The sequence below is a fragment of the Lysinibacillus sp. NPDC058147 genome (assembly GCF_042884205.1).
Taxonomy (GTDB): domain Bacteria; phylum Bacillota; class Bacilli; order Bacillales_A; family Planococcaceae; genus Lysinibacillus.
In genome coordinates this window covers 12,947-35,924 of record NZ_JBHVUJ010000014.1, presented here as the reverse complement: position 1 = coordinate 35,924, position 22,978 = coordinate 12,947, and the positions used below count along the sequence as shown (strand labels likewise).

The following is a 22,978-nucleotide window of genomic DNA, read 5'->3' as shown; positions in this document are numbered from 1 at the left end:
ACTACAATAAGTTTCTCTTTTCATTATATATAACTAAAAAAGAGTGTCAACAATACATAGCTTTTCAGTCATCTTTTTTACCTTTCTTTTCTGATAGGTCGTCTTTTTTATCCTTTTTTTCTGGTACATCGCCTTTTTTATCTTTTTCGTCCGGTATGATGAAAATTATTTCACCTTTTTCGGATAGAAAATAATCTTTGCGTAATAGCTTTGCGATATACTCATCATCCTCTAACTGCTTAATTTTAAGATTTAACGAATCATGCACCTCTTTCAAATCAGAAAGATGCTCCTTCGCTTCAATCTTTTTCTGTTCTTTTGCAGCTAGCGTCTCACTTTGATTAAAAAGTATATTTACGAGAAAGGCAATAATAACTACTGGTATAATCGCAAAAAAGCCAATACGGCGCATTTTCCGTTTCCGCGCTTGAATTTTACGATTTATAGCTTTATCCGTGTTACGGACATAGTCATTATCAAGCTTAGTGTAGTTTTGTTGGCCATCATTTGATGAACGACGTTTAGTCATGCCCGCACCTCCGAAAATTATTGTTGTCTTTTATTATACTTGATAAAACGAAATTTTTTAAAAAAAGTGTTGGACAAATACGAATAAATTTTGACAAAAGGTCTTAAAACAAATGCTCCAATACTTATTAATATTTTAAAAATTTGTCGAATGATAGCAATTATTAATCGTATGATGAACCACAAAGGCCTCCATGTTATATTCACCAAAACCCTTGCGACGAAACGTAAAAAAGTTTGAAAAAATGTTTGATACAAAAAAATTCCGGCTATTTGCGCTAGCGGGTCATAAGCCCGCCAAGCGCCATCTTTCAGCCAAAATAATAAATAGTATGTCAGGCCCCCGAGTAGAATCCAGGTAAGTAGTTCAAATACCATCATCCACCTTCGAAGGCTTGACCTTTTTGGAGTTGAAAAAACAATGAGCCTTACACTATCAATAATGAACCCGACTGCTATACCGCTCAAAACCATGACTAATAGTTGAACAAATTGTTCACTAACAATCATCCAAATAACTTATGAAGGAAACCTTTCGAGAAGCCACTTTCCTCCTCGTCGTACTGTAAAGTTTTTACAGTTCCTTCAAGCGTCAATAACCCTTTGTCAACATCTAAATGAACGATATGCAGCTCTTCTCCACGGATTAACAAATGCCCTTGGGACGTCTTGATGAAAAACTCTTCCTGATCAAAGCGTTCAATTGATTTTACAGAAGTCATGTCCATTCTTTTACGATTACGAATCGTTAAAATATGTTCTCCAGATGGAATTGTGTAACGGTTACTTTCTTGATGTAGCGTCATTTTCTTCCTCCTTTAGTCGTCCTAGCTTCTGTTCACTTTATGCGGACAACCTTAAAAGCATGACAACTTTATTAAAGTTGCTACACTTTTATCCCCACTAAGCAAGCAAAGCGACTACTTCAGAATACTCCTACACTATTATTAATTAGTCCTCGTCATCAATAAATTCAGGTTCAATTTTCTCAAGACGCTCTTCCTTCAAAATAGTAAACATTTTTGCAGCATCTTCTTTTTTCACAGTATCACGTAATTCTTCTACACGTGCTGTCACAACTTTTTGTCCAAAACGAATAGCTAGCTCATCGCCTGCTTTAACAGCACTACTAGCTTTTGCGACCTTACCATTTATCGTAATACGACCTTGGTCTGCTACTTCTTTCGCCAATGTACGACGCTTAATTAAACGTGATACCTTTAAAAATTTATCTAATCGCATATTTTCACTCCTTTTCTAGCTGCTTAGCTTCATCCCAAAAAGCATCTAATTGTTCTAATGTATAATCAGAAAACGGCTTTCCGCTTTCCTTCACTTTTGCTTCCACATAGCCAAAGCGTCTCGCAAACTTCTCATTGGCATGTAACATAGCCTCTTCTGGAGATAGCTTGTAGAAACGTGCTAAATTCACAAGTGTGAACAAGACATCTCCAAATTCATCAAGACGTGACGCATTTGTACCTTTCGTCACCTCATTACGAAATTCCTGCCATTCCTCCGCAAATTTATCCCATGCACCATTTACATCAGGCCAATCGAACCCTACCTTTGCAGCTCTTTTTTGATAATTATATGCTGTTTGGAGAGCCGAGGACGCCCGGTATTCCTCTTTCAATAGCGGCTTATCACTTATACCCTTTTCTTCTGCTTTTATAACTTCCCAATTTGCTACCACACCCTCAGCATCTTCCACTGATACATCTCCAAATACATGAGGGTGTCGACGAATCATTTTTTCACTTATTGAAGCCAATACATCTTCCAATGTAAAGTAACCTTGATCTTCTCCGATTTGTGCGTGAAGGAATACTTGCAGTAATACATCTCCAAGCTCCTCGATCATCGCAAAGTCATCTTCTGCATCTACTGCTGCCAAATATTCGTGTGCTTCTTCTAGTAAATATTTTTTCAGCGATTCATGTGTTTGCTTTTGATCCCACGGACAGCCATTCGGACCTCGTAAAACCGCAATAATTTGACGGAAGGTTGTCCAATCTCGTAAAGCGTCCTCTTGTGACTTCACAGGTGGCACATATACCGTTGTTAAATTATCCACCTCAACGCTTTGGTCAAGCTCATAAAGTGGTACCGTCACTAATTTTTCCTGTGATGAGCCCGCTGCCGTAACTACTGTAACAGGGTATTCGTCATCGTATTTCTCCATTAACGTTAGCTTTACTTCCGATGCACTGAAAGTATCGTATACTTGGGCTATTAAAATATGTTGACGCATGTTAATGTCATGCATAGAAAAGCTAGTGCCATCCAGCAGTTGAAAACCCTCAATTGGGTCAATTTTTAACGCGCCAAATATCGGATCTAAGAAGCTTTGTCCACCTTCAATGACTAATTCCACTTTTCCCTCGTCCGCAGCGGCAATAAGCAATTGTACAGTCTGCTCGGCAACAAGTGGATGTCCTGGTACAGCGTACATTACATCTTCAATTTCTGCAGTAGCCACAAGCTTTTCTGCAATTTCCTCATACACAGGCTGAAACGAATTATGTTTTTCATAGACAGCGTCAAAGCTTTCAAATTGCAAGCCCTCAGCTGATAATTCTTCTAATACAGGATGATCCACTGTACGAACATATAATTTTTTAGCTGATTTTAGTTTTTTATAGACACCCATTTGCAGCTGATTAAAATCACCTGCACCTAGACCAATAACTGTTAAAGTATTCAATTAATCCACCTACTTCTTCCGATTTAACCATAATTGATAAACTGCCATTCTGCGCCCAAACGGTAGTAAGTACCATTCTTTTTCGACCAGCACTCGTAACTTAGCAATTATGGTGATCATTACAAACGCACCTAAACACACGGCTGTAAAACCTGCTACCACTGCGACAAATCGAGGTGATAAAAATTGGTTTAACAACGGTGGTATAAACTGTAGCCAAACTAGCACTACTGCTGACATGCCAAGCGATGCAATCCCAACTTTTTTGTAAAAATTGGCTGACGCTAATTGAATGGCAGTCATTTTTTTCAAATATAAAATAAGCATTAGGGCAGTAAACGAAAGACCCACATTGTTAGCAATAGCCGCACCTAATACACCAAATACACTAATTGTCAGCACATTCAATATTATTTTTAATATAAAACCTATTATCAAAAATAAAGCTGGCTTTTTTAATTTTCCATAGCCTTGCAGAATAGCTGTAAATGTCAAAATAATCGACAAAGGCACAATTTGTAATACATATACCATCAGTACTTCCGACAGTGCATCTGTTTTAAAGAGCATGGCATTAATATAAGGCATAACGAGGATTAAACCTAGAGATGCTGCCCACCCAAATAATACAGACGCTTTATACGTTAGTTGAATAAACGGAATCGCACTACGACCTTCCTGTTTTTTGGACATATGCGCGACAAGTGGCACAATAGCAAGCGAAAGTGAAGAAGCAATAACAACTCCGAGCTGTACTAACGGCTGCCCGCGATCATAAACGCCTTTCGTTGCCTTAGCTACAGTTTGATCCATTCCACCTTCAATTAATAGTGAATAAATCGTAAAAGAATCAACTAGCTGATAACCAAGTAACAATAGGCCACTCATACTTACACTTAAACTCAACAATGTAACCTCTTTAATAATCGGAAAACTTTCAATAAGTCGCTGTTGTTTTTTATCTTTAAATAGACCGAAACGTTTTTTAAAGATCAGCGCAAGTAATACAAACCCTACAATTTCACCAATAACTGTACCTATAATGGCCATTTGTCCAGCACTATAAAGTGATTTTGTCGTCCTCATAATGATAAATGTCCCTGCTATAATGACAAATACTCTCACAGCTTGTTCAAGGACTTGTGCATAAGCAATCGGCTCCATAATGCCCCTTGATTGGAATCCACCTTTTAAAATAGCATGAGCTGGCATGACAAGTACTATAAATGAACCCGTCCGTATTAAAGGTGCAAGCTGAGTATCGCCCATAAGTTGCGAAATTATTTCAGCACCACTAAACAAAACAACAAAAAACAACAAGGATAGTACCGTTAAATAACGAAAAACAATACGCATAATACTGCTTCGTTTCTGATTTCGCTCTAGCGGGTCTAAAATACAATCGTTATCTGCAAGCATTTTAGAAATAGCTACTGCAAATCCACTAGCTGTCCATACGACAAAAATAGATATGACTGGATACACTTGCTGATAAATATAAAATCCTTCATCACCAACAAGATTTTGAAAAGGCACACGATAAATTGCACTAAGAACCTTCACAATAAGAGCAGCAATTGTAAGTAAGGCCGCGCCCTTCATGTAGCTTTTCATGCCAAAACGTTCCGACATAAATTGCCCTCTTTCCTTCTTTAACAATGCCAATAGTATAGCATATCTCAAAAGTTTGACGCGCGCGGGTAGCACTACCATAAAACTATGTACGAAAAAAAAGTTATTGTTCAGCCTAAAAGGTCAGCGCAATAACTTTCAATTCTCATCAACTATTCATTTGTTTAGCTAAGAAGTTAGCAGCTGTTTCCACAACTTTCACTTCAACTTCACCGACAAAATGTACCTTCGACAACACGATGATACAACCGATTGGATCACCATTTACCGTAATAGGCGTTGCACAATAAGACTTCACTTGCTCATATTGTCCAGGAACAATCTCGATAGTTGTTTCCATTTTTTCTATTTTTGTTGAACGCTCGTCCATAAACGTTTCCGCAAAGGATGTAATACGACGATTGATATACTCTTTCTTACCGATTCCTGAGACAGCAATTACTTCATCTCGGTCAGTTACAAATGCTGGAGTACCTAACGTTTCATATAATGTTTCTACATATTCTCTTGCAAATTCTCCTAAATCATTAATTGGAGAATATTTCTTTAAAATGACTTCGCCTTCACGGTCAGTATAAATTTCTAGTGGGTCACCCTCACGAATACGCAGCGTTCTACGAATTTCTTTTGGGATAACCACACGCCCTAAATCATCAATACGACGAACAATTCCTGTTGCCTTCATTCTTAATCCTCGCTTTCGCTACAATGAAATTTTTTTCAATTTTAGTATGGTTTTTTATGAAGCAATCTATGCAAAAACTGAAGAAAAAGGATTTCACATCCAATAATATTTTTCAAAAAAGACTAAAAGCCTAAACAATTGTGCTTCAAATACTTTTACATGTAGAATTTTTAACTTCAATCAACTTATCTTAGATTAACCACAAAAATAAATTTTTATAAATAATTTATAAAATATTTTTAACAAGAAATAATAATAATTCAATCTTTACCATTACGTCAATAAGACAAAAGGATGTTTTACTACAAAGGAACTATCATAAAAAGTGATACTTTTACCCTTATTTTCCCTACTATATAGCTCCTGAGTCTCAATTGGTGATGTTGGTCTCTAAAGAGTCACACAGTCTACAGTCCAATCAAACACGAAGATAAAGCCCACAACATTCACAAAGATTTCCTTGTAATTATTTGTTTTTCAACAATAAAAAGCTGATCTTTACCCGTGAGAGATAAGATCAGCTTTTCTTCTATAATCATTTTTTTGCGTTAGCAATAATATGCATCATTTCTTCTAAAATATCAAAGGGTTGATATTTCCCACATTTTCGTTCATCAATCGTTAATTTTAACTGCATACCATCCATACCAAAACCGACAGCACGCTCAAATTTCATGGATTCCCCCACAATTTTACTACCATCAACTTGTCCTGTACCTTCTTCAGACAACAATATTGTGATAATTTTTTGCTTTTCTTTTACAGACAATACACCTGTACTTAAGCCCCATGCCTTCATACGTGCAATTCGCAGTAAGCGCTCAGTTTCAATTGGAAGATCACCGAAACGATCCTCTAATTCCTCCATGATTTCGCTGTACTCCTCCACTTGATCCATTGCTTTAATACGTTTATACATTTGAATTTTTTGATAGCCGTCAGGAATGTATACATCTGGGATATACGCATCAACACTCAATAAAATTTCAATTTCAGGCTTCTCTTCTTTTTTCACACCTGTTTGGCGCTCAGCAATCGCCTCTTCGAGCATTTGTGAATACAAGTCAAAACCAACAGAATCAATAAAGCCATGCTGCTGCGCTCCAAGAAGGTTACCAGCACCACGAATAGATAAGTCACGCATAGCAATTTTAAATCCTGAACCTAACTCTGTAAATTCTTTAATCGCCTGTAATCTTTGCTCAGCTACATCCGTAAGAACTTTATCACGTTGATACATAAAGTAAGCATACGCCACCCTATTAGAACGCCCAACGCGCCCACGCAATTGATAAAGCTGCGCTAAGCCCATTCGATCAGCATCGTGAACGATCAATGTGTTAACGTTTGGTATATCAACGCCTGTCTCAATAATCGTTGTCGTTACAAGCACATCGTAGTCACCCTCTAAAAAGGCTAATATGACAGATTCTAATTCTGATTCTGTCATTTTGCCATGTGCATGCCCAATACGCGCTTCTGGGACAAGCATTTGAATTTCATCAACTTTACGAGCCATATCTTCTACACGATTGTATAGGTAGAATACTTGCCCACCACGCGCCATTTCTCTCTCAATAGCTTCCCGCACTAATGCACCGCTATGCTCCATTACGTAGGTTTGTACAGGGAAACGGTTTGCTGGCGGTGTTTCAATTACAGATAAATCGCGAACACCTACCATCGACATATGAAGTGTTCTTGGAATCGGAGTTGCCGTTAGCGTTAATACATCAACATTCGTCTTTAGTTGTTTAATTTTTTCCTTATGTGTTACACCAAAACGTTGTTCCTCGTCAACAATCAGCAGTCCAAGGTCTTGGAATAATAAATCTTTAGATAAAATTCGATGCGTTCCAACGACAATATCAACTTGCCCTTCTTTTAGGCCCTTTAACGTCGCTGTTTGCTCCTTTTTTGTGCGGAAACGAGACAGGAGGCCTACATTAATAGCAAAGTCTTGGAATCTCTCACGAATCGTTTCATAATGCTGCTGCGCTAAAATCGTTGTCGGCACAAGGAAAGCTACTTGCTTGCCATCTTGAATTGCTTTAAAGGCCGCACGAATCGCTACCTCTGTTTTACCATACCCTACGTCTCCACACACTAGACGATCCATTGGACGCTCACGCTCCATATCACGTTTTACTTCGATAATTGAACGTAGCTGATCCTCTGTTTCTTCATAAGGGAAAGAAGCTTCAAAATTGCGCTGATCGTCATTGTCAATGGCAAATGCATGGCCTTTCTCAGCTTCACGTTTCGCATACAGCTTAATTAAATCATCAGCAATATCTTGCACGGCAGAGGATACTTTTGCTTTAGCTTTTTTCCACTCTGCTCCGCCTAATTTATGTAGCTTTGGTTCTCGGTCTTCAGATGCTACATATTTTTGGATTAAGTCTATTTGCTCTACTGGAACATATAACTTATCATCTGCGCGGTATCGAATGTGTAAGTAATCCTTATGTGTACCATTTACCTCTAATGTTTCTAAACCTATATATTTACCAATACCATGATGGACATGTACAACATAGTCGCCAGGTTTAATTTCCGTATAGCTTTTAATACGTTCTGCGTTCGTCATCTTTTGAGGACGTGCTTTTTTCTTCACCTGTTGTTTAAAGAGCTCATCCTCTGTGACAATCACCAAACGTTGTAGCGGTAATTCAAAGCCACTAGATAGTGATCCATCCACGATATAAATACCCGCTTCAGTCGGATTACCAATTGTCGTATGAATATCATATTCTTCAAGCATTTGCTGCACACGTTTAACACGATCTTTATCTCTCGCAACAATTAGTACTGTAAATTTACCAAGCAGCCAGCGTTCAATCTCACTTTGTAATAATGACATTTGGCCATGAAATTGTTGCATCGGCTTGCAAGAAAAGTTCGTCGTCTTATTAAAGGATACACCTGCAAATGTTCGTGAAAATAATGAGAAATATAGTTTTTGCTGAGACAGCATTGCTAGAATTTCTTTCAAAGAGAAAGCTGGCTTTACATCATGCACCATCTTCCCTTCTTCAATTAGTGATAAGAACCATTCGTCCTCCTCACGCTCCCAGGCATCCATAACCTCCTGAATTCGTCCAAGCTCATCAAACAGCACAATGCCATCATGTGCAAAATAATCTCCTAAATATGCTGTTTTCTCATACAATAATGAACCATACTTATTTACGTAGTCTGGTAAATTCCCTTGCTGTAACAATTCAATATCATATTGAATATGCTGATACAGTAATTCCTTTGTCTCCTGCTTTTTGACCTTCTTTAAGCTTGTTGCTAACGCAGCTTCTAAACGACCTGCTAGCGCCATTCTTTCTTCCTTTGTCAAAATAACTTCTGAAGCAGGTAGAATACGAACCTTCTGCAATTTATCAATAGAACGTTGATCGTCCGCAGAAAATGTCCTAATCGAGTCCACTTCCGTATCAAATAATTCTATACGAATCGGTGACTCTAAATATGGCGGATAAATATCTAATATGCCACCACGTAGCGCAAACTCTCCAGGAGTTGTCACCATCGAATTGCGTACGTACCCCATCTCTACTAATGTTTGTAGCCATTCATCAGTCTGAATATCTTCTCCTACTGCTATTTGTAAAAAATACTGGAGCCAATGCTCTTTTGGCTGCATTATTTTGCGTAAGCCCGCAACTGGTATCACATAAACAGCTTTTTCACCTCTAGCTAGGCAATCAAGTGTTGCAATACGCTCAGCACGTAACTCTGGAGAGGCAACAGATAAATCAGCAGCAATAAACTCATCGGCAGGATAATAATGAACATGCTCCTCACCTAAAAGTCCCGCCAGCTCGTCAACCATTTTTTGTGCCTGCAATAGATTAGGAGATATAATATAAATAGGTTTTTTTACATATTCAAATAACGCATCGACCATTACCGGGCGCGCGCTTCCAGTTAATCCTGTAATAAGCTGTGTTGCAGAATGACCGCTCTGAATCTCCTGTAAAAATGATGTGATATGTTTGTCCTGCATCACAAGCTGTCGTAAAACTTCCAATGTCAAAAGCTCCTTTCAACGCATAATTCTATTCGCCATTACTAGTAATCTAGTACTTAAATACGCATTTTTATTGTTATTTTATCAATTATGCCTCGGCATAATTGCGTCCGGAATCGGCTTTGTGCTTAGGTCTGCAGATGTTTTTTGTGCGAAAGCGTAGTGCTAACGCAGCGACAGATGTTTTTGTGCGAAAGCGTAGCATCAGCGGTACTGACGCAGGTCAGTTAGCCGTTATCGCATGGATGTGATGATTTTAGGCTAACATCCTCTGTGAACTCCTTTCCGATTCCGTGACATCGCGGAGGCTTAACTTCTTTCAGCAGATGTTTTTTGTAGCGAAAGTGAAACGTCAGCTAAAGATGACACCCGCTGAATAGTAGCTTAAATCTGCATTCATCTCACCACCTAGAGGTGGGAGGCTGAAAGAAGTTAAATGGAAAAAGCTTTGAACGCACGTGATGTGCGCCAAAGCATCCTTCCAATTATTGAATCCATTTATTGAGTGCATGATAATCTGGATATTGTTTTAGCGAATCCTCACATTGCTCACAAATGCAGTGCACAGTCGTTTGTCCGTGTTGATCTTGCTCAACATAATCATCCGCTTCACCCAATTCGAAAATATGTAGTTTTCGAATTGTATCATCTGCATCAAATGGTAGTGTTCCTATTTCTACTTCACAATGACGACATCGATAGCGAACTGACATCTCCAAATCATCCTCCTTTAAGCAACTTACTACTTAAAGTATAGACATTTCTAAAAAAGATTATGCACCTTCAATTCTGCCTTAGTTCCTTATAGAGAATAGTTTTTGCATTGTGTTTAAGACTATAGACTATACTATACATTTAGTTAGCAGTGTCGCAGGAAAAACATTTTAAATCGCTATCCTAAACAATCGTAATATCCACACTACACTTTAACTTATTGTTAGCCGTTAAAGTGATTCATTACATCAAGAAATGGCTTTGAAAGGGATCCTTCTACAGCATTTACACACTTTTCAATAGCTTCACCAACAATAGCTTGATCTTCTTTTGAAAATTTCGACAACACGTAATCTGCTACCTTCATGCCAGCTGGTGGGCGATTAACTCCAACGCGTATGCGATTAAATTCTTGTGTGCCTAGATGCTGAATTAATGATTTAATACCATTATGTCCACCTGCACTACCTTTTTGACGCAGACGTAACTTCCCTGTCTCTAAATCCAAATCGTCATAAATAACAACTAAATCTTCCACATCAATATCAAAATAGTTCATAAGGGGCCCAACACATTCCCCCGATAAATTCATATATGTTAAAGGCTTAACAAGTAGAACCTTTCCTTCAGGACGATGTACCGTTGCATACATACCATTAAACTTTGAATTAGTTAAAGGTGCACCCCATTTTTCAGCTAATGCATCGATAACATCAAAGCCGATATTATGTCTTGTATGCTCATAAGGTTTACCTGGATTTCCTAAACCAACGATAATTTTCATAAGTACCCCTCTTCTTTCAAATCTAGTAGTCATTATTTTACCATATCATGCGCTAAGATAGCAGTTTGTACAATTTTTGAAAGTAAAAGTTCAATAAGGGTTTGTTATTATTTAATATCCTCAATTCATTCGAAAGGAGCAAAAGCTTACGTACATCTCCTATAAATATCGATTTATTAAGATACAAAAGGCTACTAAAGAAGTTTTTAGCCTTCCTTAGTAGCCTTTCCTTAACATATATTTTTACGCTTGTTCCTGTTCACTATCTGTCGTTTCTTCAACAACTGCGACTGGAGCCATAATTGTTACAAGTGTATGATCATTTTCACTGATAATCTCAAAATCAACCATATGTCGAATATCTGCTACTGTAATTGTTTCACCAATTTTAAGTTCGGTAATATCAACTTCGATAGCTTCTGGTATATCTGCTGGCTTTACTTTAATTTTTACATCTAGGTTAGGCTGCATTAATATACCACCTACACTAATACCAACTGACTCTCCAACTAGTTTAATAGGAACTTCAGCCTCTATCGCTTCAGACATATTGATTGCTAAAAAGTCGATATGATTTACTTCATCTTTCATAGAGCATTGTTGGATTTCTGACACAACAACATTCACTTTTTTCCCATCTAACTCCATTGAAAACAAACCGTTTTGCCCATTCTTTTGAATGGATTTTCTGAATTCCTTCGCTGAGATAGAAATTGGGGTTGAATCTAAATTATAGCCGTAAATAACTGCCGGAATGGCTCCCCCTTTTCTAAGTTGGGTTAATGTCGAACGATGCCCAGCTTGGCGCTTTTTAACACTTAATACTGTACTCATACTATACTTCCCCTTCCAAGAAAAATTTATTTACGCCTTATTATAAATGTCACTATTTTCGATAAAGTTGACATTTGTTAAGGCTATAATAATATTTACCTCTATTTTTTATAAAGTAGTGTAAATATTATTAAGTCACAATTTCTATTATACCCTGTTATACGAAAGTTCAAACAAAAGAAACCTATAAAAAAGGACAAATCTACTTTCAAAGGTAGATTTGTCCTTAATAAGCCACATCTTACTGCATGTGGAGCTTATTTATTTATATTAATCAAATAGAGTACTTACAGATTTATTTTCATAGACACGAGAGATTGCATCTGCCATCAATTTAGCTACTGAAAGCTCTGTAATTTTTGGAGATTTTTTCTCTTCAGGAAGTTGGATTGTATTAGTTACAACTAATTCTTTAATCGAAGAGTTTTCGATACGCTCGATTGCTGGTCCAGATAATACTGGGTGAGAGCAACAAGCATAAACTTCTTTCGCACCAGCTGCACGTAATGCATCTGCGCCGATTGTAATCGTACCTGCAGTGTCAATAATATCATCAATCAAGATTGCCACTTTACCATCAACATTACCAACAATGTTCATTACTTCTGCAACATTTGGTTTTGGACGGCGCTTGTCAATAATTGCAATAGGTGCTTTTAAACGTTCTGCCATTTTACGAGCACGTGTTACACCACCATGGTCTGGGGAAACAACAACGATTTCTTCTTCAGGGATACCTTTTGATTTGAAGTAATCAGATAATAAAGGCACTGCCATCAAGTGATCGATTAAAATATCGAAGAAACCTTGGATTTGTGGTGCATGTAAATCTAATACGATAACACGTGTTGCACCAGCTGTTTCAAGTAAGTTTGCTACTAATTTAGCTGTAATCGGCTCGCGCGCTTTTGCTTTGCGGTCCTGACGAGCATAGCCATAATAAGGCATTACAACGTTTACTGTACGAGCAGATGCGCGTTTTACAGCATCTACCATAATTAAAAGCTCCATTAAGTGTTCGTTTACAGGTGCAGAAGTAGACTGCACGATAAACACATCACAACCACGAATACTTTCTTCAATGCTAATTTGAACTTCTCCATCGCTGAAGTGCTTAACAGAAGATTTACCTAATTCAACACCCATTTCTTGCGCAATTTCTTGAGCAAGTGGATTATTAGAATTAAGTGAAAATATTTTTAATTGTGAGTTTGCATAATGATACGGCATGATGGCCTCCTGTTTAGTTGATAATTATTTTGAGTTTAATTTGCTTACATAATTCGGTTTGTTTTCTTGTCTTGCACGAGCAATTGCAAGTGCATCCTCAGGAACTTCTTTTGTAATTGTAGATCCTGCAGCAATAAATGAACCTTTTCCAACTTTCACTGGCGCTACTAAGTTAGTATTACATCCTACAAATACATCATCTTCAATAATTGTTTGGAACTTGTTTTTTCCATCATAGTTTACTGTAATGGAACCACAGCCAATATTGACATTACTTCCTATTTCGGCATCACCAATATAGCTTAAGTGCGATACTTTCGTGTCATTACCTAGTGTACTCTTCTTCACTTCTACAAAGTTACCAATTTTCACATGGCTACCAATATCAGAAAGTGGTCGAATATGCGCAAATGGCCCAATAGCAGTGTCTTCCGCTACAGCGCTTTCGCGCACAACAGAAGAATGCACAGTTGTTCTGTCACCGATACGGCTATCTATGATTTGTGTGTTAGGCCCGATGATACAATCTTCACCAATAACAGTTGTACCTTCAATCATAGAACCTGGTTGGATGACAGTATCACGACCAATCATTGCGTCCGCGCTAATATATGTTGCTTCTGGATTAATAATTGAGACACCATTACGCATATGCTTTTCATTAATTCTTGTACGCATTAGCGCCTCTGCTTGAGACAAAGCAACACGATCATTGACACCCAGTGTTTCTTCAAAATCTTCCGTTACATATGCTTCAACAACATCGCCTTGTTTTTGTAAAATTTCAATCACATCAGGTAAATAATACTCACCCTGTGCATTGTCGTTTTTCACAAGTTTTAATGTCTCAAATAACGCTTTATTATCGAAGCAGTATGTGCCCGTATTAATCTCTTTAACTAATTGCTGCTCTGCTGAAGCATCTTTTTGCTCAACAATTTGCTCCACTTGTCCATTGTCGCCACGTAAAATACGACCATAACCTGTTGGATTTTCAGCAATTGCTGTTAAAATAGTCGCCTTAGCATTCTTTGCTTGATGATGTTCGAACAAAGCTTGCATCGTTTCAGGGCGAATAAGTGGTGTATCGCCACAAACAACTAATGTTGTCCCTTCTTCGCTACCTAAAATTGCCTCAGCTTGCTGAACGGCATGAGCTGTCCCTAACTGTTCAGCCTGTAAAACATACTCGCTTTTATCGCCAAGCTGTTGTTTCACCTTTTCTGCACCATGTCCTACAACCGTTACGATACGATTCACATCTAACGTTTGAATGTGATCCACCACATGTTGTACCATTGGCTTCCCACATACTGGATGGAGCACTTTATATAATTTGGACTTCATACGTGTACCTTGACCTGCAGCCAAAATGACAGCAAAAATGTTGCTCATCTGTAAGTCCTCCAATACGCTCATTTTCTCTTATGACTATATAGCAAAATCCATCTATTTTCAAGGCATGTTGACTTGACAAAAACATGAATTTCTAAATCAAATGCACCTTATGCTCGAATGTTAATATGTATGTCGTAAAATTGCTCATTTTCTCTTATTCTCAAAATAAAAAGAACTCTCCAATTAAGAAGAGCTCTTATTATTTACGTTCATCATAACTATAAATTAATAGATCAATAATGCCCCGGAAAGAAGTTAAATTAACATTTATTCCCTACTTACTATACGCCAATTCCTTCTAATTCTTCTGCATTGTCCGTTGCTTCTGACTCGCTTGAATTATGGTACTCGTTTAAAATAATCTCCTGAATTTTATTACGAGTAGTAGAGTTAATAGGATGCGCAATATCTCTAAACTCACCGTCTGGCGTTCGTTTACTAGGCATAGCAACAAATAAACCTGTATTGCCATCGATCACACGAATATCGTGAACTACGAACTCATTATCGAGTGTAATGGAAGCAATCGCACGCATGCGACCATCCGTCTGTACACGACGTAACCTTACATCAGTAACTTCCATTTTCTCACCACCTCTCTTCTTAGATGCCTAAATAAAATATAATATTCTTTATTACCGAATATTTTCCTTTTTATAGTCTATCAAATTATCTAAAAAATTTGAATACTTATTAGTATAATATTTCCTTTTTTATACGTAAATTTTGTCAATTGTTTGTCTGTCACCCTCTATGGTGTTACTTTTTAGTTTGGTAATACTTTTAGGAGTTTATCAGCGGTTTGCTCCTTATCGGCGGTTTTTGGGGTTTTATCAGCGATTATTGGAACTCTATCAGCGGTTATTCTATTTTTATCAGCGGTTTCACTACTTTATCAGCGATACTACTTGTAGTTTAGAATATTCACTTCCCCTTGGCGTAATTGTCGCTTTCGCGCAGAAAACATTGCTATAAAAAAAGCCCACTAAAAGATTCTCTTTTAGTGAGCTTAAAAAAATTTCTTATTTAACGATGGCAATAACTTCAATTTCTACTTTCACATCTTTTGGTAGACGTGCAACCTCTACTGCCGAACGAGCTGGCTTATGATCGCCAAAGAGGCTAGCATATACTTCATTCATTGCAACAAAGTCGTTCATATCCTTCATAAAAACGGTTGTTTTAACAACATTGTCTAAAGATGTTCCAGCAGCTTCTAAAACTGCTTTTAAATTAGCAAATACTTGATTTGTTTGAACAGTAATATCGCCTTCCACTAATTCGCCTGTTGCTGTTAGTGGAATCTGACCTGAGCTATAAAACATGCCATTTACAATAATTCCTTGTGAATATGGTCCAATTGCTGCTGGTGCATTTGTTGTTGCTACTACTTTCATTTGTCATTTCCCCTTTTAGAAAAATAGTTACCTTCACTTAATGCAATTGTTCGGTCTTTTTCATTGACCTCATGAAGCTTCACTAATGAATAATAATCATCTACCAAAGTTTCGTCTGCATGCTCAGCCTCTACAAGCACTGCAATACCAGCTAGCTGACAATCAAACTCCTCTAATAGATTTTTCATGCCATTCATTGTACCACCGACCTTCATAAAGTCGTCAGTAATCAGCACTCGTTGTCCACTCTTCATGCTTCTTTTTGATAATACCATTGTCTGAATTCTTCTGGAAGAACCAGATACATAGTTGATGCTGACGGTAGAGCCTTCAGTTACCTTACTATCTCTTCTGACAACAACAACTGGTACATTTAAATGTCTTGCTATTGCATGGGCAATAGAAATTCCTTTTGTTGCGACAGTCATTATGACATCAATTTGTTGATCAGCAAACGCGGATGCAAATACCTTTCCAACTCGATTAACTAAATCTGGATTGCCGAGTAAGTCCGTCATAAATAAATAACCGCCTGGTAACAAACGATCTGAATGCTCAAGCTCCGTCTTTAAATCCTGAATAACTAAACGGACCTCAGCCTCGGACATTTTAGGAATATACTTAACTCCTCCTGCAGCGCCCGGCACTGTCATCAATAACCCGATTCCTTTTTCTTCGAAAGTTTCTTTTACAATCGTCAAATCTTCACTAATGGAAGACTTTGCAGATTGATATAGTTCAGAAAAATAAGTTAGCGGGATCAGCTGATGTGGATGTTCTAGTAAATAGTACGTCATATCAACTAGTCGTTCACTACGCTTCCATTTCATGCGACCCTCTCCTAAACACGAATATTTATAGGTAAAATTAACATAAATTTGCGGTTTTAAGCAAGCGTATTTCGCTCGCCTAAAATCCGAACAGCATATACTTCTTCGCAAAAACCACGTAAACCATTATAAATGCGGCTTACTCGAGCCTCACTATCCACTAAACCAAACACCGTTGGACCGCTTCCACTCATTAATGTTGCATCTGCTCCGAAGCGTTTCATCTGTTCCTTTAGCATAACTACTTCTGGATGTAGCTTAAATGTTACAGTTTCTAAAACATTCCCTAATGATGCACATAGTAGCTCATAGTCTTCCTTTTCAATAGCACGAATCATTTGCTTCGTATTTGGATGCTCTAACCCTTCAACCTTTAATCCTCCATACACCTCTGCAGTAGAGACACCTATTTTAGGCTTAGCTAAGACTACCCAACAGTTTGGTGGTGCTGGCAATTCCTGAATTTTTTCTCCACGCCCCGTTGCTAATGCTGTTCCACCGTAGACACAAAACGAAACATCTGAACCAATTTTAGCACCTAATTCAGCTAACTCATCTATAGATAATCCTAAATTCCACAGCTCATTTAAACCCTTCAGTGTCGCAGCAGCATCGCTACTTCCGCCTGCTAACCCTGCTGCAATTGGTATTTCTTTTTCTATAGTTATGGATACACCTTGTCCAATGCCGTATGTATCTTTAACTAGACGCGCTGCCTGATAAGCAAAATTGCGGTGATCATTTGGTACAAAATTATCAGTCGAAATTATTTCAATTACGCCATCTTCTCGAGATTCTAGACTAATACGATCAGCTAAATCCACAGTTGTCATGACCATCTCTACTTCATGATAATTATCTGGTCTTTTATAAAGCACATCTAATGTTAAATTTATTTTTGCAGGCGCCTTTACATAAAGCATCTTTCTTCCTCCTTATAGCTACACTTATCAATTACGCATTAGCGCAATTGGCTGACGATTCGCCTTCACACAGATTAACAATACGTCCGGATTTTGGTCGACACTATGTCGATCATTTCGGTAAAACTACAAGACGTTTATGCTTTTATCGATGCAGGTCAGTAAGCCATTATCGTATCCATGCATTGGAGTTAGGCAAACATCCTATCTTGTCCTTTTAAAATCCATGACATTTGAAATTGCACTCTCACTACCTTTAGTTGTAGGAGTCTTCTGTAACTGTCGCAAAACATCAGTAGCTGGCGTTCACTTCGCTATATAAAACATTTTCTGAATGAAGATAAACCTGTCGTTCATCTTTCATAAGATTATTCATTTTATTTTACCATAATGGGAAAGCGAAAATGGAAAAAAAGAACCGTATACCCCTATTTGGTGTAACGGTTCTCTTTCGTCAGTTGTATTGTTGTGTTTACAGGGGGTTTTCAACCCTGCGAAATGAAGTTCTAAAAAATAAGTGGTCTAAAATAGGCTACTTATTATGCTCTTGCTCATTACTTGCTCTTTCAGCCATTTCGATGGCACGTTTGACCATATTACCGGCGTCTCGAGCTTTAATGCCGCCCCAGCCTTCTCGTTGCACAACATCATAAAATCCAAGTTCTTTTGCGATCTCTTCTTTTAAACGAGGTGACATGATACCTTTTCTAGGCATATAAACTCCTCCTTTAACAACTGACGATTTTAGTATGCCCGAGAAAACGCAAAACACTCATGTATTAAATACATGAGTGTTCCGAAATATAGAAATAAGTACTAGAAACTATTTTGCGATAGCAGCTTTTGCTTCGTCTAAAAATGTAATCTCTACTGCTTCAGTTAAAATATCTGTGTAGCTATACGATACGCGTTTACACGTATTGTCTTCTTGATCAAGCTCAACCACAAAGATAGCGCGATATGTCTCACGCAATACCCCTGCACACTCGACCGTTTTCTTGCGACCTCCGTTTGCTCTTAACTGCAAACGTTTACCCAAATGACAATCCAACGACTTTTTAATGTCCGCTAAAGTTTTTGGCATTTTCGCTTACACCTCACTATTACTTAGTATAAGCGATTCGCCCAAAAATGTCAACAAAATATAATATTTTATCAGCCCACAATAAATATTGTCAACTTATTTTTCATAAAAAACCATGTTTTTTTTCGCAAACTCAAAAAAGTTAACAAAAATTTTTACTTTGCAAATGTAGGGTAAAGTGTATCAGCTAATTTTCCAAACTCTTGAATGGTAAGAGTTTCTCCTCGTCGTGTTGGTTCAATATTTACTGCTTTTAAAGCATCCATAATTTTTTCTTTGTGTACCTTACCATTCGGTAAACCTGCTTGTAAATTATTGAAAATCGTTTTTCGTCGTTGTACAAACGACGCGCGAGTAACTACAAATAAAAAATCCTCATCAATCACTTTTACTGGAGGTTCATCATGTTTAATAAGGCGGATCACTGCAGAATCCACATTTGGCTGAGGCATAAACACAGTTTTCGGTACAGTCATTGCAATATCAGCCTTTACATAATATTGAATCGCTATTGATAAAGAACCGTATTCCTTCGTTCCAGGTTTAGCCGTAATACGATCTGCTACTTCCTTTTGCATCATGACAACAAAACCGCGAATTGGCAAACGATCATTGAGTAATTTCAATAAAATCGGAGTCGTCACATAATAAGGTAAATTCGCTACAACCATAATATCCTCAATACCTGGCATCTCTTCCTGAATTACCTTAGCAACATCCGCCTTTAAAATATCTGAATGTACAATAGTCACATTATTATATGGGCTAAGCGTGTCTTCTAATACAGGTAATAATCGCTGATCAATTTCAAAAGATACAACCTTTTTTGCACTTCTCGCTAAATGCTCTGTTAACGCTCCAATACCAGGGCCAACTTCGATTGCACCACTATTTTCAGTTAAATTTGCATGACTAACAATATTTCGTAAAATGTTCGGATCTATTAAAAAATTTTGACCTAAGCTTTTTTTGAATGAAAATCCATATTTTTTTAAAATTTCTTGTGTTCTAATTGGTGTTGCAATATCCTTATGCATCCTCTTCCTCCTGATCTAACTGTGCGACTGCCGCACCAAATTGCTTTTCTGTGATTTGAAACATTTTTAATCTTTTATGAAGTTGTTTACCGTTTGTTGCACCAATATTCAAAATTTCCCCAAGACGATCACGACGAATTTTCGACTGTGGATGGCCAATTAAACGTGCTGTCATTAAATCTTCGAGCGTAATGTCATCAGTGGTTGGCTCAACATCATTAGGGGTATAAACATGTCGTAGTGCTTCACGTATATCTTCATCTGCTGCATGCTCAATACCTAGTCCTTTACCGTTTTTCGCAATTGTTTTAGCTTTCGGTAAAAAAGCATGTTTTACACCTTTTACATGCTCCTCGATAATGGCACGAATTCGACGACCTGGATAATCTGGATCAGTAAAAACAATAACGCCTCTTTTATCCTGAGCATGTTGAATTCTCTTCAGTGTTTCCTCTGAAATAGCCGATCCATTTGTTTCTATAGTATCTGCTTGTACAGCTCGCTTAATAGCTGTTGTATCATCTTTTCCTTCAACAACAATGATTTCTTTTATTTGCAAAAAGGCTCCTCTTTTCTACCTTATCTTCAGACCATTTTACAACTGCACTGTACTATTGTACAGAAATACACGGCTATTCACCTTCTTATAATTGTTGACATTTCACTTTCGAGAAGAACCGTTACAGCTTAATTTATGTATATATAGCTATATTTTATCTTCCAGAACAACTTACTGAAAAAGATAAAAGCTTTCCCGCCAGTCAAAACAGGAAAGCTACTAATAGTGAAAAACATATTTGATTAATTTTACAATTTTTTTAATTTAATACTTTCACACGCACTTTCCTTACTCCCCAATTACTAGCTTGGGATTCAGATTGTACAAGTATGTCGATCCGATTACCCTTAATTGCACCACCAGTATCCCCTGCTATAGCTGTTCCATAACCTTCAACCCAAACTTTTGAGCCAAGTTTAATAACAGAAGGGTCTACTGCAATTACTTTCAATCCAGAGCCCGATTTTAAATTTATGCCAGTGGCAGAAATCCCCGAGCAGCCGCTACAATTAGGTGTATAAGCGGTTGCCGTTACGTAAAATTCTTTACCGCTAGCTGGCTCTGATGAACCACGTGATACAGTGGGTGCACTAGCTACTACCATTTTAGTACCTACTGCAACTACTTGCTTTTTCGGTTCTTTTACAACTTTTTCAGATTGTAGATTTTTAGCTACAACTTGGCCATTCTCTTTTACGATTTCATACGTTTTAGTCGTTAAACCTTGTTGGCCTGCTGTTACAACTTTTTGTTTTCCCTTTTGCAATGAAGCATCTTGCTTCTTTTCAATTGCGAAATCTAAAGAGTCTTCCACTACATCGATAACCTTTTCTACGCGAACTACTGTGATTTTACTCTGCGGAGTGATTACGTCCTTCAGGTTATTCTCGACACGATCGAATTCATTTAGTTGAATTCCTTGTTGTTTTAAAAAGTTAGCGACCGTAGTCGAAGTGGACCATACTTGTCTTTCATTTACGCCATCGACAAGCGATACTTGAAACGCTTTTTGAATATCGATCTTGTTGTCTGCTCCTATTTCTGTATCTAGACCTTGCACTAAAGAGTCATGTTCTGATACGTCAATATTTGCTTCTTTCAAAATGTCTTTCACTTGTGTTTCAGTTGTCCAAACTTTTGACTGATTTCCATCAACTGAAATTGTTACTTCTTTTGCCTGTTCCCATGAAATTGCTAATCCATTAGCAATTTTGGTGTTCAGAGAGGGTGATATTTTGTCATGCTCTGCTACGTCTATATTTTGATCTTGTAATAATTGTTCTACGGTTTTGGCATGTGTTGTTACTTCGATTGTTTCCCCGTTCGCATCAAGCGTTACGGTTTTTTTAGTACCTTGATAAAGTACAAATGAAATTACAGATACAAACAGGACAAGTGAAATAATTCTTATCACTGTTTGCTTACTCCTCAATGATCCTAAGAACAAGTTTTTCATGGAATTATTTGACATGAAAAAACGCCTCCTTAATACAAAGTTGGATTATACGTACTAGATTTGGCACTGTCAACCCGAATGTATTTCTAAGAAAATTGACATCACCTTTTTAGCCAACCACAAACTCAGTATTGGAGGCATCTCAGCTAGTTAATTTTCAATCCTAAAAAATTTTTTCGCATTGGCTGTCGTTGCCTGTCCAATTTCCTCAATCGTTAATCCTTTTAAACGAGCAATTTCTTCTGCAACTAATGGCACTAAAGCTGGTTCATTACGCTTTCCTCGATATGGATGGGGCGCTAAATACGGTGCATCTGTTTCGATCATCAAATGCTCTAAAGGTATTTCTGTCGCCACTTCCTTCGGCATTCGTGCATTTTTAAATGTCACCGGCCCACCAAGACTAATCATAAAATTCATGGCAATACATTGACGTGCGGTTTCCACACTGCCACTATAACAGTGCATAACGCCTCCCACGGAAGCAGCATTTTCTTCACGTAAAATTTGCACAACATCTCCAGTTGCATCCCTGTTATGAATAATGATTGGTAAATTCAACTTTTGCGCTAAATGAATTTGCTTGCGGAAAAGTGCTTGTTGAACATCTTTTGGGGATTTATCCCAGTAGTAGTCCAGCCCGGTTTCACCAATACCCACTATTTTTGGATGTGCTGCCAATCCCTCAATCCAATTTAAATCCTCTTCTGTACAATCAATGGCGTCAACCGGGTGCCAGCCAATGACACCATAAACAAAATCATATTGTTCAACCAGCTGCATTGTTTTTTCAATAGTTTTGCGGTCAAAACCAACAACAACCATCGTTTCTACTTTAGCTTCAAGAGCTCTATCAATAACCTCTTGTAAGTCTTCTTCATACTGATCTGCATTTAAGTGTACATGTGTATCAATAAACATCGTCATTCTCCTAACATAGATTTTATTAAAAATTATTATTTCATATTTTGCGTTAGTGTTACAAATTTGTTACAAACAATTTAGTATTATAACATTTCACACATTCCCAGACACTGCGCTCGGTACTATATACCTAAAAAAACCTATTAATTACTATGCATAAATTATTTCAAGATAATAAACTACTCATTTTCAAAGTGGATTTTAAAAGCCTGCT

At 37.6% G+C, this 22,978-nt stretch carries 23 protein-coding genes; all 23 read right to left on the bottom strand.

Features of this window, described 5'->3' with window-relative positions:
- Window positions 1–64: 64 nt before the first annotated feature.
- Window positions 65–529, bottom strand: a complete 465-nt coding sequence (locus tag ACFVT8_RS23260; protein WP_387086051.1) for an FtsB family cell division protein — start codon at window positions 527–529, stop codon at window positions 65–67.
- A 17-nt stretch (window positions 530–546) separates the two neighbouring features.
- Window positions 547–1,038 (bottom strand): spore cortex biosynthesis protein YabQ, encoded by a 492-nt coding sequence (yabQ, locus tag ACFVT8_RS23255; RefSeq protein ID WP_387086048.1) that lies wholly within the window; start codon window positions 1,036–1,038, stop codon window positions 547–549.
- A complete protein-coding gene (yabP, locus tag ACFVT8_RS23250) occupies window positions 1,035–1,334 on the bottom strand; it encodes a sporulation protein YabP (RefSeq protein WP_004229167.1) in 300 nt (99 codons plus the stop codon). The genes yabQ and yabP overlap by 4 nt, the downstream gene beginning before the upstream one ends.
- Before the next feature lie 145 nt (window positions 1,335–1,479).
- Window positions 1,480–1,770: an RNA-binding S4 domain-containing protein gene (locus ACFVT8_RS23245; protein WP_387086045.1), complete on the bottom strand. Its 291-nt coding sequence runs from the start codon at window positions 1,768–1,770 to the stop codon at window positions 1,480–1,482.
- Window positions 1,771–1,774: 4 nt separating this feature from the next.
- Window positions 1,775–3,235, bottom strand: coding sequence for a bifunctional methyltransferase/pyrophosphohydrolase YabN (gene yabN / locus ACFVT8_RS23240; RefSeq protein ID WP_387086042.1), 1,461 nt, complete (start codon window positions 3,233–3,235; stop codon window positions 1,775–1,777).
- A gap of 9 nt (window positions 3,236–3,244) precedes the next feature.
- Entirely contained in the window at window positions 3,245–4,867 is a 1,623-nt protein-coding gene (locus ACFVT8_RS23235; RefSeq protein ID WP_387086039.1) for a putative polysaccharide biosynthesis protein, read from the bottom strand.
- Window positions 4,868–5,015: 148 nt separating this feature from the next.
- Window positions 5,016–5,552, bottom strand: coding sequence for a stage V sporulation protein T (gene spoVT / locus ACFVT8_RS23230; protein ID WP_387086036.1), 537 nt, complete (start codon window positions 5,550–5,552; stop codon window positions 5,016–5,018).
- A 535-nt stretch (window positions 5,553–6,087) separates the two neighbouring features.
- A complete protein-coding gene (mfd, locus tag ACFVT8_RS23225; protein WP_387086033.1) occupies window positions 6,088–9,594 on the bottom strand; it encodes a transcription-repair coupling factor in 3,507 nt (1,168 codons plus the stop codon).
- A 485-nt stretch (window positions 9,595–10,079) separates the two neighbouring features.
- On the bottom strand, window positions 10,080–10,307 hold the full coding sequence (locus ACFVT8_RS23220) for an anti-sigma-F factor Fin (RefSeq protein ID WP_053485326.1): 228 nt from the start codon (window positions 10,305–10,307) through the stop codon (window positions 10,080–10,082).
- A gap of 224 nt (window positions 10,308–10,531) precedes the next feature.
- A complete protein-coding gene (pth, locus tag ACFVT8_RS23215; RefSeq protein ID WP_387086030.1) occupies window positions 10,532–11,092 on the bottom strand; it encodes an aminoacyl-tRNA hydrolase in 561 nt (186 codons plus the stop codon).
- Window positions 11,093–11,335: 243 nt separating this feature from the next.
- Window positions 11,336–11,926, bottom strand: coding sequence for a 50S ribosomal protein L25/general stress protein Ctc (locus tag ACFVT8_RS23210; RefSeq protein WP_387086027.1), 591 nt, complete (start codon window positions 11,924–11,926; stop codon window positions 11,336–11,338).
- A 270-nt stretch (window positions 11,927–12,196) separates the two neighbouring features.
- Complete coding sequence (locus ACFVT8_RS23205; RefSeq protein WP_049667363.1) at window positions 12,197–13,156, bottom strand: ribose-phosphate diphosphokinase; 960 nt, start codon at window positions 13,154–13,156, stop codon at window positions 12,197–12,199.
- Between the two features lie 24 nt (window positions 13,157–13,180).
- Complete coding sequence (gene glmU / locus ACFVT8_RS23200; RefSeq protein ID WP_387086024.1) at window positions 13,181–14,551, bottom strand: bifunctional UDP-N-acetylglucosamine diphosphorylase/glucosamine-1-phosphate N-acetyltransferase GlmU; 1,371 nt, start codon at window positions 14,549–14,551, stop codon at window positions 13,181–13,183.
- A 284-nt stretch (window positions 14,552–14,835) separates the two neighbouring features.
- Window positions 14,836–15,138, bottom strand: a complete 303-nt coding sequence (gene spoVG / locus ACFVT8_RS23195) for a septation regulator SpoVG (protein WP_387086022.1) — start codon at window positions 15,136–15,138, stop codon at window positions 14,836–14,838.
- Between the two features lie 438 nt (window positions 15,139–15,576).
- The gene (locus tag ACFVT8_RS23190) at window positions 15,577–15,951 is read right to left on the bottom strand and encodes a RidA family protein (protein WP_387086019.1); all 375 of its coding nucleotides are present in this window, start codon (window positions 15,949–15,951) and stop codon (window positions 15,577–15,579) included.
- The gene (gene purR / locus ACFVT8_RS23185; protein WP_387086016.1) at window positions 15,948–16,781 is read right to left on the bottom strand and encodes a pur operon repressor; all 834 of its coding nucleotides are present in this window, start codon (window positions 16,779–16,781) and stop codon (window positions 15,948–15,950) included. Before purR ends, ACFVT8_RS23190 begins: the two co-directional genes overlap by 4 nt.
- A 56-nt stretch (window positions 16,782–16,837) precedes the next feature.
- The gene (gene ispE / locus ACFVT8_RS23180; RefSeq protein WP_387086013.1) at window positions 16,838–17,704 is read right to left on the bottom strand and encodes a 4-(cytidine 5'-diphospho)-2-C-methyl-D-erythritol kinase; all 867 of its coding nucleotides are present in this window, start codon (window positions 17,702–17,704) and stop codon (window positions 16,838–16,840) included.
- A 532-nt stretch (window positions 17,705–18,236) separates the two neighbouring features.
- Window positions 18,237–18,419, bottom strand: a complete 183-nt coding sequence (locus tag ACFVT8_RS23175) for a small, acid-soluble spore protein, alpha/beta type (RefSeq protein WP_053485317.1) — start codon at window positions 18,417–18,419, stop codon at window positions 18,237–18,239.
- 108 nt (window positions 18,420–18,527) lie between these two features.
- Window positions 18,528–18,788 carry a biofilm formation stimulator Veg gene (veg, locus tag ACFVT8_RS23170; protein ID WP_049667356.1) on the bottom strand — a complete coding sequence of 87 codons (261 nt, stop codon included), beginning with the start codon at window positions 18,786–18,788 and terminating at the stop codon, window positions 18,528–18,530.
- A 155-nt stretch (window positions 18,789–18,943) separates the two neighbouring features.
- Window positions 18,944–19,825 carry a 16S rRNA (adenine(1518)-N(6)/adenine(1519)-N(6))-dimethyltransferase RsmA gene (gene rsmA, locus ACFVT8_RS23165; protein WP_387086009.1) on the bottom strand — a complete coding sequence of 294 codons (882 nt, stop codon included), beginning with the start codon at window positions 19,823–19,825 and terminating at the stop codon, window positions 18,944–18,946.
- Complete coding sequence (rnmV, locus tag ACFVT8_RS23160; protein WP_387086006.1) at window positions 19,818–20,384, bottom strand: ribonuclease M5; 567 nt, start codon at window positions 20,382–20,384, stop codon at window positions 19,818–19,820. The genes rsmA and rnmV overlap by 8 nt, the downstream gene beginning before the upstream one ends.
- Window positions 20,385–20,643: 259 nt before the next feature.
- Window positions 20,644–21,855: a resuscitation-promoting factor gene (locus ACFVT8_RS23155; RefSeq protein WP_387086002.1), complete on the bottom strand. Its 1,212-nt coding sequence runs from the start codon at window positions 21,853–21,855 to the stop codon at window positions 20,644–20,646.
- 135 nt (window positions 21,856–21,990) lie between these two features.
- Window positions 21,991–22,761 carry a TatD family hydrolase gene (locus ACFVT8_RS23150; RefSeq protein WP_387085999.1) on the bottom strand — a complete coding sequence of 257 codons (771 nt, stop codon included), beginning with the start codon at window positions 22,759–22,761 and terminating at the stop codon, window positions 21,991–21,993.
- Window positions 22,762–22,978: the final 217 nt, after the last annotated feature.